Below are 12,992 nucleotides of genomic sequence, written 5' to 3'. Positions count from 1 at the left end.
GGACGCCCCCTGCGGGACTGGGCGGTAAGGCCCAGGCGCTGTAGGCTCCACTGGCTGCGGAGGTCGATCACGGAGGTGTGCGTCGGTGGAGCCCCTGCGGGCGAGCGATCCACGTGAGGTGGGCAAGTATCGTCTGTCGGGTCGGCTTGGCGCGGGCGGTATGGGTGAGGTGTTCTTCGGCCTGACTCCGGGGAGACGTCCGGTCGCGGTCAAGGTCATCCATCAGGTTCACGCTGCAAACCCCGAGTTTCGACGTCGGTTCCGGCTGGAGATCGAGGCGGCCCGAAAGGTCAACGGCCTGCACACCGCCGGAGTGGTCGATGCTGACCCTGCGGCCGATCCGCCCTGGATGATCACGGCCTTCATTGCGGGTCCCTCCCTCGAACGCGCCCTCGCCGAATATGGCCGGTTCCCGGACGACACCCTGCGTGTGCTGGGCGCCGGGATCGCCGAGGCACTGGAGGCCATCCACGACGCCGGTCTCATCCATCGAGATCTCAAACCCTCCAACATCCTTCTCGCTGCCGACGGTCCGCGTGTGATCGACTTCGGCATCGCCCGTGCCACGGACGCGTCCCAGACAACCGCCCTGGTAGGTACTCCTGGGTTCATGTCTCCCGAGGTGCTCACCGGTGAGCCGCTGACCCCCGCATCTGACATCTTCGCCTTCGGTCTGGTTCTGGCCCACGCCGCAGGGGTGCGGCCCTTCGGCGAGGGTCCTCAGCAGGCTCTGAGTTATCGGATCGTCCACCAGGAGCCCGATCTCGCCGGGCTGGAGCATGGCCTGGGTGAACTCATCGCCCGGTGCTTGGCCAAAGACCCCGCCCAGCGGCCCACGCCCGCGCAGATCCTTCAGGCGCTCGCTCCCCCCATCGTGGGCGGGTCCTGGCTTCCAGCCCCGGTCCAGACCATGGTCGACCAGCAGGCGCTGCTTGAGCCGCCAGGTCCGCAGAGTCCGGCCAATGTGTCGGGCCGGACCGCGCCTCAGCTCCCGACCTCGCATCTCACCGCACGGCCACCGCGCGGGACACGGCCTCCCTGGTTGCTACCTCTGCTCGCTGCGACGGTCCTCATTCCGAGCCTGGTTTTCCTCGCCCTCGGGATCTCACAAAGCCAGGGCCACTTCTGGGGCCGCTCCTGCAGCCTCTTCTCAACTGGCATGAACGTTGCCGTGCCGAACCAACACAGGGCCTCAGTCCTGGCGGCTGAAGCCTGCCCGGATACCACCATCCCGAGAACGGAATTCCTTCTGGGCGTGGTCGGCGTGGCCCTCAGCGTCTCTTTGATCGTTATAGCCATTCGTCGTCATCGGGAGACGGCGGCTTGGAAAGGCGGGGCGGATGGCCGACGGCGCTGAGCCGCGACTGACGGAGGTTGCGCCGGGAGTCTTCGCCTGGCAGCAGCCGGACGGCTCCTGGTGGATCAACAACGCCGGGGCGGTGCACGGCGCCGACGGCGTCGTCCTCATCGACACCTGCGCGACGGCCGAACGGACCCGACGGTTCCTCGGCGCGGTGGACGCGGCGACCGGGGGAGCCCCGGTGCGGATGGCGGTCAACACGCACCTCCACGGCGACCACGCGTACGGCAACGCGCTCCTTCCCGAGTCGGCCGTGGTGGTCGGGCACCGGGTGACCCGTCAGGGGCTCCTGGCGGACTTCATCCTGAAGTCCACCCCGCCGATCTGGTCGCCGTCGCCCGACTGGGGCGTCTCGCGGATCCGGCCGCCGACCGTCGTCCTGGACGACGAGCTCACGCTGTTCACCGGGGAGCGGCGGATCGAGCTGCGGCATCCGGGGCACCCCGCCCACACCGGCGGCGACGTCGTCGCCTGGCTGCCGGAGGAGCAGGTGCTGTTCACCGGCGACCTGATCTTCCACGAGGTGACGCCGCTGGTGTTCATGGGGTCGGTCGAGGGGGCGCTGCGCTCGCTCGACTGGCTGGCCGGCTTCGGCGCGCGTACGGTCGTCCCCGGCCACGGCGTGCTCATCACCGGAGACCTCGCGCCGGTCCTCGCGGCGCACGAGGCGTACTACCGCCTCATCCTCGACACCGCGCGGAACGGCCGGGCGAAGGGGCTCACTCCCCTGGAGGCGGCGCGGGAGTGCGATCTCGGCGCGTTCGCCGAGTGGCCGGACCGCGAGCGCGTCGTCCTCAACCTGCACCGCGCGTACGCGGACGCCGAAGGCGGCGAGCTGGACCTGCTCGCCGCCTTCACCGACGCCATCGACTACAACGGCGGGCCGCTGCGCTGCGCCGTCTGAGGGCTCAGTGCCGCCCGGCCAGCGAGCCGCGCGAGACCGGGAAGTCGAAGTAGGTGTTCGGGAACGGCTCGGGCTTGTAGGTGAAGTGCCACCACTCCTCGGCGAGGTTGACGAAGCCGGCGGCCTCCATGCTCTTCTTCAGCATGAGACGGTTCGCGTGCTGCTTCCCCTTGATCCGCGGGTCGAGGGTGTGCGCGAGCGTGTCGAAGCAGTCGAAACCCGTCCCCATGTCGATCGAGTTGTCGGGGAAGCGCTGCGCCTGCGGGGCGTAGCAGGGGACCAGGCGCTGTCCCGGCCGGTACGGCGCCGTCGGCCGGGCGGGCAGCTTCACGACGGTCAGGTCCATCGTGCTGCCCCGGCTGTGCCCGGACTTCTCGGCGATGTAACCGTCCGCGAACAGCCGCGACTTGTCGACGCGCGGGTAGAACTCGGCCTTCATCGACGTGGCGTTCGTGTCCTTCGCCCACCGTACGAAGTGGTTCACGGCGCGCTGCGGGCGGTAGCAGTCGTACACCTTCAGCGAGTAGCCCTGGCGCAGCAGCTTCCGCTGGACCTTGTGCAGCGCCTGCGCGGCGGGCTTGGTCAGGATGCAGATCGGCTGGCGGTACCCGTCGATGCGCCGGCCCACGAAGTTGTGCACCGTGTAGTAGCGCATCTCCTGGATGATCGTCGGGTCGACGTCGCTCAGCGCGACGAACTCTTTGGGGGCCTTCGGGTCCGTGCGCGCCTGCGCCGCCGGAGACACGGCGGTGACGGCGAGCAGCGCCGCGACTGAGACGGCGAGACGACGGAGTGCGGTGGCGGGTCTCTGCATTCCTCTGGCCTATCAGGTCGCCCCCTCCCGGGGAAAGCCGAAGAAGATCATTGGCAGGCCGGTGCGTCCATGGACCGGACGGCCCCGGGCGCGAGCACACCGGAAACCGCGATGGGGCCCTCCGCGCTCGGTTCGTCCTCCTCAGTGGCCGTACCGGGTGGCGGGGGTCGGGCGGTTGCCGCCCATCAGGAGGGCGGTCTCGGCGGTCAGGAGGGCATCGAGTGCGGCGGTCCGGTCCTCCAAGCCGGGGACACAGACCGTCTCGCCCAGGCGCAGACCGGCCAGTCCGGCCTGGGCCACGCCTTCCGCGGTCATGGCGAAGGGGACGCCGAGCCCGGAGCCGTCGTTGAACTCCGTCGCCACCAGGCCCGGGCAGACCACCTGGGTACGGATGCCGGTGCCGGCGAGCTCGTGGGCGAGGGTCCGGGTGAAGGCCACCGTGGCGGCCTTCGCGGCCGCGTACAGCGTGCGCGGTGGCAAGTGCGGGTTGGTCTGTCCGGCGCTGAAGGCGAGCAGTGAGGCGACGGTGACGATGGCGCCGTCGCCGGCGGCCAGCATGCCGGGGAGGGCGGCGCGGGCGAGCTGGACGGACGCGACGGCGTTGAGGGTGAGCAGGCGGTCGATCTCGTCCGGGTCGACGTCGGCGAGAGGGGCGTAGCCGCCGGCTCCCGCATTGCTGATCAGCAGCCGGACATCGCCGGCGGCCAGGCGCTTGGTCACCGCGGCGAGGCCGTCGGACGTCCCGAGATCGGCGGGCAGGACCTCCACGGTGGCGTCGGCCGCGCGGAGTTCGTCCGCCAGCTCGGAAAGGCGATCGGCCCGACGGGCCACCAGCACGAAGTCGTGGTCGGTGGCGAGCAGGCGGGCGTAAGCGGCGCCGATGCCGGACGAGGCACCGGTGATGAGAGCGAGAGTGCGAGACATGAGTCCAGGGTTGCTCAAACGCTTGGCTACTGTCAAACGTTTGATACGTGCCCAGGGTCTTATTCTTGCGGTGTGAGACAGGACGACGAGGGGCCGGTCGCCGCCGACGCACTGGACCGGGTGACCTGGGCGCTGCGGCGGACGGAGTCGGCCGTGCAGGCTCTGAAGGAGCAGCGGCTGCGGCCGCTGGGCATGGCGGCGGCGCACTACTCCCTGCTCATGAGGGTGCACGCCGATCCCGGGCTGACCGGCGCGGAGCTGGCCCGCCGCCTGAACGTCACCCCGCAGGCGGTGGCCTCCCTGGTGGCCCGCCTGGAGGACCGGGGCCAACTCGAACGCCGCCCGCACCCGCGCCACCGCCACGTACAGGAGCTCCATCTCACCGACGCCGGCCAGGACGCCCTGCGCGTGGCCGATGCCGTGGTCGCGGAGATCGAACAGCAGATCACCGACAAGCTGGGCCCCGAGGACGCAGCCCGGCTGACGGCCCTGCTCGGTCAGGCGGCCGACGCGGTCCGGGAGACGTAACCGGTCCGGAACCCCGCGAACGACCGTCGGCCGCCGATCAGCCGAAGCGCGCGGCGAGGAGACGGAACAGGCCCGGTGCCGCACCTCTCACTCGCGACGGCACCCGAAGCCAGCCCGGCACGTACGTCTCGGCGCGGCCGTGCTCGATCGCGGACACGACCGCCCGCGCCACCCGCTCGGGAGGGACGGGCCGCGGCCATCGGCGCGCGTACGGCATCCCCCGCCGGTCGAAGAACGGCGTGTCGACGACGCCGGGCAGCACCACCGACACCCCGACGTCGCGCAGTTCGTGACGCAGCCCCTCGGCGAAGACGATCAGCCCGGCCTTGGTCGCGGAGTACACCGCCTCCTCCCGCACCCCGACCGCGCCCGCGATGGAGGCGACGAACACCACGTGGCCGCGACCGCGCTCGACCATGCCGGGCAGGAGGAGGCGCGTCAGCAGGATCGGCGCGGTGAGGTTCACCGTGGTGAGCCGTTCGACGGCCTCGCCCGGCATCCGCGCGAGCGGCCCCGCCCAGCCCGCCCCGGCGTTGCTCACCAGCACGTCGACCGGCCCGGCCTGGGAGGCCAGCCCGGCGGCGTCCGTCGCTAGATCGCCCACGACGGCCCGCCCCCCGGTCTCGGCGGCTACGGACTCGAGCCGGCGCCGGTCACGCCCCATCAGGACGAGCCGGGCCCCGGCCTCCGCCATCTCCCGCGCCGTCGCCGCCCCGATGCCGGAGGACGCCCCTGTGACCAGCACCCGAGCCCCGCTGAGTCGCATGCTCGATGACTTCCCCTGCGGCCCATTCCGCAACCGGTGACCTGGGCCGATCGGACCCCGCCGCCACCAGCGCGGCGGAGACGGCGGTCACTCGTAGCAGGGGGCGTCGCCGTCCTGGACACGCCGCCAGACCCGCCGGAAAAGGTCGGCCACCGGCTCCGTCGGCAGGATCGTCCCGAGCGCCGTGCTCTTCTCGCCTCCCCAGGTCAGGCTCGAGGTCACGCCGAAGAGCGGTGCCTTCCACGTCTCCAGCGGAAGGTGAGGGGCCTTCAGCGCCTCCCAGCCGCCGGGCAGGAACAGGGACCGCCCGGCCCGCGCCCGGCGTCCCTCGACCACCAGGTCGGTCGCGGCCAGTTCGGCGCGGGCGGCCTTGAGCCGAGCCGGCTTCCATCCGGTCCACCGGGCGACGTTCCGATCGGTGGGATCCGGCAGGGCCAGCAGGATGAGGTAGAGCGCGGCGGTGTCCTCGGTCAGGGTGTGTTCACCGGCCAGCTCGGCCACCAGCTTCGGGACCGAACGGGCGGGGTCCTGCGGCCACCAGGTGCCGTCCTTGTCGCGTTCACCGGCGGCCGGATCTCCCGGGTCCGCGAGCAGCGCCGCGAACCGCGGATCGTGGACCAGGCGCAGCGCCTCCGCGCACGGGTCCGTGCGGGGACCGGTCACGTCACCGAGTCCGTACCGGATCGGCAGGTTCGGGTCTCCGCCCTCGTCGTCCAGCAGCGCCGTTCGGATGATCGGCCGCGTCGAGTGGTCGTGGTCCGGGACGATGATGGCGCCGTACCGTTGCCAGCCGTGATCGCGCCGATGCCACTCTTCGTCCGGTCCACCGGTCTCATCGGGTTCCCCGACCGCCGCGCGGAACGGCGGCAGTTCGAACAGGCTCCCCAGTCCCAGCAGCATGCCGGGAGCGGCCAGCCGATCCCGCGCGAGCGCGAGCGCGGTCGGCAGCGCGCGGCGCAGCGGGTCTCCGGCGGGCAGCCGGTGCGCCAGCCAGCACGCCGTCGTGACGGTGCCGACCAGTACCTCACCAGTGAACCCGACGGTGTCCGGATCGGCCGGGACGATCTTGACGTCCTCGACGACCCACCGCAGGTCCCGGGTCAGCTCGGCGCAGCCGGCCGGGTCGCCCATGGCTTGGACCGCCTCGCTCGGCGGCCAGGGCCGCCTGTCGAACCCCCAGTACGTCTGGCGCCCGGCCTTCGCGCCCTCGGTGAGCAGCGCCTCCGGCACCGGCGTCCGCCGGCCCACCGTCGCGTTCCACACCTCCGCGGCGGCGGCGATGTCCGGCCCCTCCGTCCACAGCCGGGCCGGGTCCTCGGGAAGCAGCGCCCCGACCGCCTCAGCCGGGATTCCGCGGACACCGAGTCTCGCCACGTCGCCGGAGAGCACCGCGGCCACGGCCGGGTCCAGTGAGAGGCGGGTCCGCAGCTCCGGCGACGGGAACTCCTCGCGCTGTGACTCCGGGAGCCCGGCCACCAGCAGCCGGGCCAGCGTCGGGACGACCCCGGTGAGCCGCGCGAACTCCTCGGCGGCCGGCTCCTTCCAGGTGACCGGACCCCGCTCGGCCCACTCGGTCAGGAACCGTCGCAGCCAGCCCGGCTCGCGACCCGTGCCGATCGGCGTGGAGGACCTCACGGTGTACGGCACGGGCACCTCGAAGCGGCCGGCCGGGTCGTGGAACAGCGCGACGAAGTCGCACCCGTACTCGTCCCGCTTCGGGCCGCGCACCGGGTTGTTCGCCTCGACGAACGCCAGGAACGCCCCGTCCCCGAGCGACAGCACGCCGCGCATCCGATCGTCCCACTCGTCCCCGCCACCGGCCGCGGCCAGCGTGCCGGCGTCGAGATGCAGGTCGAACCGGCGCCAGCGCCCCGTCCGGGCCGAGTCCAGCCCCAGCGTGTCGACCAGCGTCAGCAGCCGCCGCAGCGCCTCGCGTTCGGCAAGCGGGGTCGTGTCCGCCGCGGCCCGGAACGCGATCGCCGCGCACCCGCCGAGCACCTTGTCCCATACCACCGAACTGGAACGCAGGCCCGGCCCGTCGAGGTGCAGCCGCCCGGCCGGGGCGTCAGCGCTCTCGTCGTCGGTGAGCGCCCGGTGCATGGCGCGCAGCTGAGGAAGGGCCAGCACCACGCCGCCGATCCGGTGGAACCCGACCGCTTCGGTGTGCCTGTTGAGGTAGAGCCCGCTGAGCGCGCTGCCGAGCAGGTCGTCACGAGGGTCGGTGCGCGGATCGCCGACCTCCGGTTCCGGCCGCTCGCGGCCGTCGGCGGACAGGCCGGCCAGGAACGCGCATCGCTCGGCGGCGAAGCGGGCGACACCGGCCACCCCGGCCGCGAGCGTACGGTCGCTGATCTGCGGGATCAGCCTGCGGACGAGCGCCGGCAGGTCCTCCTCACCGGCCAGGGCGGCTTCGAACAGCGCCGCCGCCGTCTCTCGTCCGACCCCGCGCAGCGCGACCGAGCCGTTCGGGTCGCGCGGCCGCAGCATCGTCCAGTACGCCTGCGGCGGCAGGTGCGGGGCGTTCGCCGCGAAAGGCCCATCGTCGGTCGCCGTGACCACCCCGTCCGGATCGACGAGGTGGGCCGGCCCGAAGCCATGCTCGTTGCGCAGCAGTGCGCGGAGCCGTTCGTCGCCGGGCAGCGTCAGCGCGGCGAACGGGTAGGTGGTCCCGTGGCCGCCTCGGACCGGCCGGGCGATGGTGACGGTACGCCCTGCGAGGTCCTCACCGCGTACCGCGCCGCCCGGCAACTCGGTCACCCGCCAGCCGAGCAGGCCGTCCACCGGAGTGCCCAGCGGTGTGGCCGCATCGGTGTCCGCCGGCCGTATCCAGCTCTGTTTGGCCACCGGCGTGCCCTCTCCCGCCTTCGCTACGAAGACCGGCGGGGACGCGGTGTTCCGTGCCCCGGTGGCCGGGTCATAGCCGACCCATCGGGAGGTCCGGGTGTCGAACGCCCAGAACGACGAGCCGTCGCCGATGACCAGATGCGCGTCCGGTACGGCGGTCCCGCCGGGGCGCAGTACGGCGCCTCCAGCGGTCCGTCCGCCACCGGGCACGGGCAGCGTCATCGCGGCGGACAGGCCTCGTCCCCACTCACGGCTGATGCTGAAGGCCTCATCGTCGGGGGCGGCGCCGGCGAGCGGCGCCGGAGCGGGGTCCGGCCGCCCGGGGACGTGCCAGTAGCCGGCCGCACGGCCGTCGAGGGTCCGCCAGAAGACCAGCAGCGCGCCGTCCACGAACTGAAAACCGGCCGAGGCGGATCGATGGTCCGCCGGAAGCCGGAACGTGTGGGAGAGCACGCAGCCGTCCCGCCCGACCACCCGTACCTCCGAATCGCCCGCCACGACGAGGTACGGCCATGCGTCCACCAGCAGAGGCGCCGTACGGTCGCCGCCGGACAGAACCTCGGCCACCGCCTTCTCGTAGGCGGGCCAGCACAGCTCGCCGACCAGGCCGCCGCGCAGCGTACGGACGATCTCGGTGACGAGATCGAGGCGTTCGTCGCCGGCCCCGAGCGCGCGGATGTCCGCCGGGAGCCATTCGAGCAGCCGATGCGGCGTGAGCAGGCCCGGAAGGCCGGGGGAGTGCGAGCGCCGCATGATGTCACGCACCCAGCCGGTCAGCATCGACCGGCCTCCCGGCGACGCGGCCAGTGTCCGGATCGTCCGCAGGTGGCGCTCGCCGTGGTACCCGTCGGCCTTCCGCGCGAACGCCGCCGCGAAGCGCGGGTCCGCGGCCAGCGCCCACAGCTCCCGCCGCTCACTTCGCGCGGCCCATTCGTCCAGCTCCAGGTAGTGGTCCTCGTCCGGATCGGCCACCGGCACGTCCAGCTCGAGCAGCAGGTCGAGCAGGTCCAGATCGTGCGGGACCCGTACCGCCCCGCCGGTCGCGGCGAGTTCGGCGCGCAACCGCCCGGCGATCCGCCGCACCAGCGGGTTCAGCCCCGGCAGCTGCGACTCGCCGCCCCAACCATGGCTCCACGCGGTCAGAAGCCGGTCCAACCATCCGGCGGTGCCGCCGGCCGGCCGTGCCTCGTCCGGAACGGCATCATCGAGGGCGGCGGTGGCACCGCAGCGCTCGAGCAACGCCAGCCATTCGACGAACACCTCCCTGATCTGTGCGCCCGTCAGATCACGGTGGTAGCCGGGAATCAGGCCGAGCAGGGTTCCGCGTACGCGCGGCTCCCGCTCGGCGAGGGCCACCAGCGCGGTCCGGTGCGCGGACCACCAGCCGGCCGGCGCCCGGACGATGGCCGGGAGACCGACCATCTCGGCCAGGTACGCCTGCTCCAGAGCCGCCTGGTCGCCGGCCGCCTTCGCCAACCGCCGGATCGCGGCGGCCATCGGAGCGGCCGGCGCCAGGCCGGCCTCCGTCCGGCGCACGCACAGCCGTGCGTACCGCCGGAACGCCTCATCCGTCGGCAGCCGCCCGGTCAGCTCCTTGGCGTAGTCGCCCATCGCCTTGACCGGCAGGGCTCCGGCCACCGCGAACGCCAGGAAGATCTCGTCGATGTGATCGTCGTCGACGTCGAGACCGTGGGCCACCTCCGCCTCGCGCGCCGCGGCGAGCATCCGCGCGGCGTACGTCCCGTGGTCCGTGGACACGAACACCCGCGCGGCGTGCTCGTACAGGGCCGGAAGCGCCGCCGGGACCGCGGGGGCGAGAAGGCCGGCGATCCGCTGGTAGGCGTCCAGAGCACGCCCCGGCTTCGACCATGCTTGCCGACGAGCCTTGCGCAAGGCCTCCTCGAGGTCCGGGACCAGCTGAAGCACCCGAGCGGCGTCGCTGCCGGATCGCTTGCGGACCTGGTCGAGAAACTCAGCGGGCGTCGGCATCCACGCGCTCCTTCAGCGTCGGTATCGGCGACCGTCGCGGTGATCGGTCACACACGGTGCGGACACCTTATTGATCATGAACGACGGTCATCCGGCCGTCAGCCGACATCGCTCTCCTCGATGCGGCGTACGAGATGTTCGGCGACATCGTGCAGATCGGCGACGGGCCGGTGGACGCGTGCGCCTCTCAGGTCGGTGAAGGTGAAGCCGCCCGGCCGCACCCACACGTTCAGGCCACCGTTCTTCGAGAGCGGGACGCTGACCAGGGAGACACGGACCTCATGACGGTGGGCGACGTTCTCGATCCCGCGGGCGGACAGCGCCGCGGCGAGGCCCTGGGCGGCAGCGGAGGGCGTGGCGATCCGGCGCATGCCGGGCCAAGGGCCGGTCAGGGTGAACGCACTCCAGACCACCTTGCCCGACGCCGGTCCGCCGCCCGGGACGGCGTGGAATCGGGACCGCGACAGGTGTGCGCCCCAGGCGCCGGAGACCACGCCCACGATGCCGAGCCCCTTACCGTTTTCGGCGAGCAGGTCGCCTGGCGTCGCGTCCGGCCAGGCGGTCCGGCAGGTGTCGAACACCGCCACCACGAGCTGCGGCGCCGGGGTGGTACGACGCCAGATCCAGAGTTCGGGCGGCACGACGGGGTCGTACGGGCCGGCGCGCAGCCCGTGGTTGAGGGCGTTCGTGGCCAGTTCGCTGACGGACAGCACCGCCGCGTCGACCAGTTCCCCGGGCAGCCGTAGCGCGGTCAGAGTGCCATGGACCAGGGATCGGCCGATGGAGGCGCAGCGCGGGTCCGGCGGAAGCCGCCACGCGTAAGCGCCGCCTTCCGCGATTTCGGTGGCGGCCATGTACCCGGCTTGCGCGGTATTTTCCATTTTTGACCGTCCTTGCGGGCCGTGAATTCCTCTGTTCCGCGCAACAGGTTGCCTTTCCCTGCCTAAAGTCGTCTCGGTTGCTGATAAATCCTGCAACCCGTCGGAACGTCGGAGGATGGACATGACTTACCGCGAATCACCGGACCCGAAGTCGTCGATGTGGGCGCTCATCGCCTACTACCTGCGGTACTGCCGTCAGCAGCGCAAGCTCACCGGAGAGCTGATGGGGGAGGTCTTCGGCGGTTCCAAGTCGACAGTTTCACGACTGGAAACCGGCGAGATGAGACTCGACGAAACGAGAGCCAAGGCGATCGACCGGAAATGGCATACCGGCGGCATCTTCTCCCTTCTCGTCTGGTATGCCACGCTCGGCCATGATCCCGACTGGTTCAAGCAGTACCTCGACCTCGAGGTCCGAGCGTCCGTGATCAAGATCTGGCAGGTCAACCTGATCCCTGGTCTTCTCCAGACGCCCGACTATGCCCGAGCCGGGCTGGAGGTCGGCGGGGTACGGGACGTGAACGCCGAACTCGAGGGTCGCCTTGCGCGGCAGGCGATCCTGGACCGGGAGGACGCTCCCGTTCTATGGGTCCTTCTGTCGGAGGGCTTGCTGGAGTTGCCCTGCGGCGGCGCGGCGGTCATGAAGGCCCAGCTCGCACACATCCTGGATCTTTCGGAGCGTCCGAACATCGGACTGCGTGTCGTCCCGAAATCGATCGGCTTCCACCCGGGCTTGGACGGGTCTTTCATGATCCTCAGGCTGGCTGATCCGTTCGGTGAGGTGGCGTATGTCGAAGCGCCTGGGGGAGGACGACTCGTCCCCAATATCGATGAAGTCGCCTCATTTGCGCTACGTTACGAACGGATCGGGCAGCATGCGCTGCCGGAGGGCCCGTCGAGGGACCTGGTCAAGCGCATCATGGAGGATCTGTGACGAGTCTGAAGTGGCGCAAGAGCAGTCGAAGCATGACCTCGGGTGGGGAATGCGTCGAGGTCGCCGTTGTCGACGTGGCCGGGATCATCGTGAAGGCTTGATCACGATTCTTGCATAGGGTATGGGATCGCTCCCATACCGGGCAGTATGGCCCCTATGGGGTGGGTCATTACTGGGGACATCGCGGAATTCGACCTGGCCGCAGGCGACTTCCTCCGGGCTCGGCCGATCGAGAACACCGTGCTGATCACGGTGGTCGAGTCGTTGCGGGCACGTGGGCTCACGGCGTACGGGGACGCGCCCGCCGTCATGGGGGTCTGGTCGAACGCGTCCGGTTGCGTGGCCGGCGCGTTCGTGCACACCCCGCCCTTCCCGGTGCTGCTGAGCGCGATGCCGGGGCAGGCCGCCAAGGAGCTCGCCGGGGCACTCGCGGACGATGGGCGGCGGCTGCCGGGAGTGACCGGGCGCCATGAGCTCGCCCAGGAGTTCGCCACCTGCTGGCGGATCGAGACCGGAGCCGAGCAGAAGATCTGGGAGCGCCGCCGCCTCTACCGGCTCGTCAAGGTTCAGTCGCCGGACGTGCCCGGTGGCGCGCGCCTCGCCCGGCCCGCCGACCGGGACCTGCTCCTCGGCTGGTACCACGACGCCGAGCGGGAGATCCGTGAGCGTCCCGGCGACCACGGCGCCGCGGTCGACGACCGGATCTCGTACGGCGGCCTGACCGTCTGGGAGCGGGACGGGGTCCCGGTCTCCCTCGCGGGCCGGTCGCGGATGGTCGCCGGCATGGTCCGGATCGCGCCCGTCTACACCCCGCCCGAGCACCGGCGCCACGGCTACGGCGCCGCCGCGACCGCCGCGGTCAGCCGGGCCGCCGTCGACGCCGGGGCCGAGGAGGTCGTGGTCTTCGCCGACCTGGCCGACCCGGGGAACAACGCGGTCCACCGGCGCATCGGCTACCAGCCGCTGGACGACTACCTCGTCATATCGTTTCGGTCAGCGCGGCGTGGCGACTGACGCCGCCGACCGATCGACCATCGCCGAGGAGCGT

At 71.6% G+C, this 12,992-nt stretch carries 11 protein-coding genes; 6 read left to right on the top strand and 5 right to left on the bottom strand.

Annotated features, from left to right (window positions below; genetic code table 11):
* Positions 1-85 precede the first annotated feature (85 nt).
* Positions 86-1,357 (top strand): serine/threonine-protein kinase, encoded by a 1,272-nt coding sequence (locus ABEA24_RS12185; protein ID WP_345430851.1) that lies wholly within the window; start codon positions 86-88, stop codon positions 1,355-1,357.
* Entirely contained in the window at positions 1,341-2,264 is a 924-nt protein-coding gene (locus tag ABEA24_RS12180; RefSeq protein WP_345430850.1) for an MBL fold metallo-hydrolase, read from the top strand. Before ABEA24_RS12185 ends, ABEA24_RS12180 begins: the two co-directional genes overlap by 17 nt.
* Positions 2,265-2,268: 4 nt before the next feature.
* On the opposite strand, the gene ABEA24_RS12175 is transcribed toward ABEA24_RS12180, so the two are convergent.
* Together ABEA24_RS12175 and ABEA24_RS12170 are read right to left on the bottom strand one after the other, a co-directional pair.
* Complete coding sequence (locus tag ABEA24_RS12175; protein ID WP_345430849.1) at positions 2,269-3,078, bottom strand: M15 family metallopeptidase; 810 nt, start codon at positions 3,076-3,078, stop codon at positions 2,269-2,271.
* A 141-nt stretch (positions 3,079-3,219) separates the two neighbouring features.
* Positions 3,220-4,002, bottom strand: a complete 783-nt coding sequence (locus ABEA24_RS12170) for an SDR family NAD(P)-dependent oxidoreductase (RefSeq protein WP_345430848.1) — start codon at positions 4,000-4,002, stop codon at positions 3,220-3,222.
* 72 nt (positions 4,003-4,074) lie between these two features.
* Between ABEA24_RS12170 and ABEA24_RS12165 the strand changes: the two genes are divergently transcribed.
* On the top strand, positions 4,075-4,530 hold the full coding sequence (locus ABEA24_RS12165) for a MarR family winged helix-turn-helix transcriptional regulator (protein WP_345430847.1): 456 nt from the start codon (positions 4,075-4,077) through the stop codon (positions 4,528-4,530).
* 37 nt (positions 4,531-4,567) lie between these two features.
* Here ABEA24_RS12165 and ABEA24_RS12160 read toward each other — a convergent pair whose 3' ends face one another.
* The 3 genes from ABEA24_RS12160 to ABEA24_RS12150 all read right to left on the bottom strand — a co-directional run bounded on the left by ABEA24_RS12160 (position 4,568) and on the right by ABEA24_RS12150 (position 11,010).
* A complete protein-coding gene (locus tag ABEA24_RS12160) occupies positions 4,568-5,296 on the bottom strand; it encodes an SDR family NAD(P)-dependent oxidoreductase (protein ID WP_345430846.1) in 729 nt (242 codons plus the stop codon).
* A gap of 87 nt (positions 5,297-5,383) precedes the next feature.
* Positions 5,384-10,129, bottom strand: a complete 4,746-nt coding sequence (locus ABEA24_RS12155; protein WP_345430845.1) for a DNA-binding protein — start codon at positions 10,127-10,129, stop codon at positions 5,384-5,386.
* 98 nt (positions 10,130-10,227) lie between these two features.
* A complete protein-coding gene (locus ABEA24_RS12150) occupies positions 10,228-11,010 on the bottom strand; it encodes an ATP-binding protein (protein WP_345430844.1) in 783 nt (260 codons plus the stop codon).
* A 121-nt stretch (positions 11,011-11,131) separates the two neighbouring features.
* Here ABEA24_RS12150 and ABEA24_RS12145 point away from each other — a divergent pair, with 121 nt between their 5' ends.
* The 3 genes from ABEA24_RS12145 to ABEA24_RS12140 are packed head-to-tail and all read left to right on the top strand — an operon-like array spanning position 11,132 to position 12,958.
* Positions 11,132-11,944 carry a Scr1 family TA system antitoxin-like transcriptional regulator gene (locus ABEA24_RS12145; protein WP_345430843.1) on the top strand — a complete coding sequence of 271 codons (813 nt, stop codon included), beginning with the start codon at positions 11,132-11,134 and terminating at the stop codon, positions 11,942-11,944.
* Positions 11,941-12,045 carry a DUF397 domain-containing protein gene (locus ABEA24_RS53490; protein ID WP_425551174.1) on the top strand — a complete coding sequence of 35 codons (105 nt, stop codon included), beginning with the start codon at positions 11,941-11,943 and terminating at the stop codon, positions 12,043-12,045. The genes ABEA24_RS12145 and ABEA24_RS53490 overlap by 4 nt, the downstream gene beginning before the upstream one ends.
* A gap of 55 nt (positions 12,046-12,100) precedes the next feature.
* Positions 12,101-12,958, top strand: coding sequence for a GNAT family N-acetyltransferase (locus tag ABEA24_RS12140; RefSeq protein ID WP_345430842.1), 858 nt, complete (start codon positions 12,101-12,103; stop codon positions 12,956-12,958).
* Positions 12,959-12,992 lie beyond the last annotated feature (34 nt).

Source organism: Actinoallomurus vinaceus (assembly GCF_039542055.1).
Classification (GTDB): Bacteria; Actinomycetota; Actinomycetes; order Streptosporangiales; family Streptosporangiaceae; genus Actinoallomurus; species Actinoallomurus vinaceus.
The sequence above is the reverse complement of the archived record's forward strand: the minus strand, read 5'-3'. Positions and strand labels throughout refer to the sequence as shown.

Excerpts from the sequence above, each read along its gene's own strand:
- ABEA24_RS12180 (WP_345430850.1), top strand. The coding sequence starts at position 1,341 with ATGGCCGACGGCGCTGAGCCGCGACTGACGGAGGTTGCGCCGGGAGTC.
- ABEA24_RS12175 (WP_345430849.1), bottom strand. The coding sequence starts at position 3,078 with ATGCAGAGACCCGCCACCGCACTCCGTCGTCTCGCCGTCTCAGTCGCG.
- ABEA24_RS12170 (WP_345430848.1), bottom strand. The coding sequence starts at position 4,002 with ATGTCTCGCACTCTCGCTCTCATCACCGGTGCCTCGTCCGGCATCGGC.
- ABEA24_RS12160 (WP_345430846.1), bottom strand. The coding sequence starts at position 5,296 with ATGCGACTCAGCGGGGCTCGGGTGCTGGTCACAGGGGCGTCCTCCGGC.
- ABEA24_RS12155 (WP_345430845.1), bottom strand. The coding sequence starts at position 10,129 with ATGCCGACGCCCGCTGAGTTTCTCGACCAGGTCCGCAAGCGATCCGGC.
- ABEA24_RS12150 (WP_345430844.1), bottom strand. The coding sequence starts at position 11,010 with ATGGAAAATACCGCGCAAGCCGGGTACATGGCCGCCACCGAAATCGCG.
- ABEA24_RS12145 (WP_345430843.1), top strand. The coding sequence starts at position 11,132 with ATGACTTACCGCGAATCACCGGACCCGAAGTCGTCGATGTGGGCGCTC.
- ABEA24_RS12140 (WP_345430842.1), top strand. The coding sequence starts at position 12,101 with ATGGGGTGGGTCATTACTGGGGACATCGCGGAATTCGACCTGGCCGCA.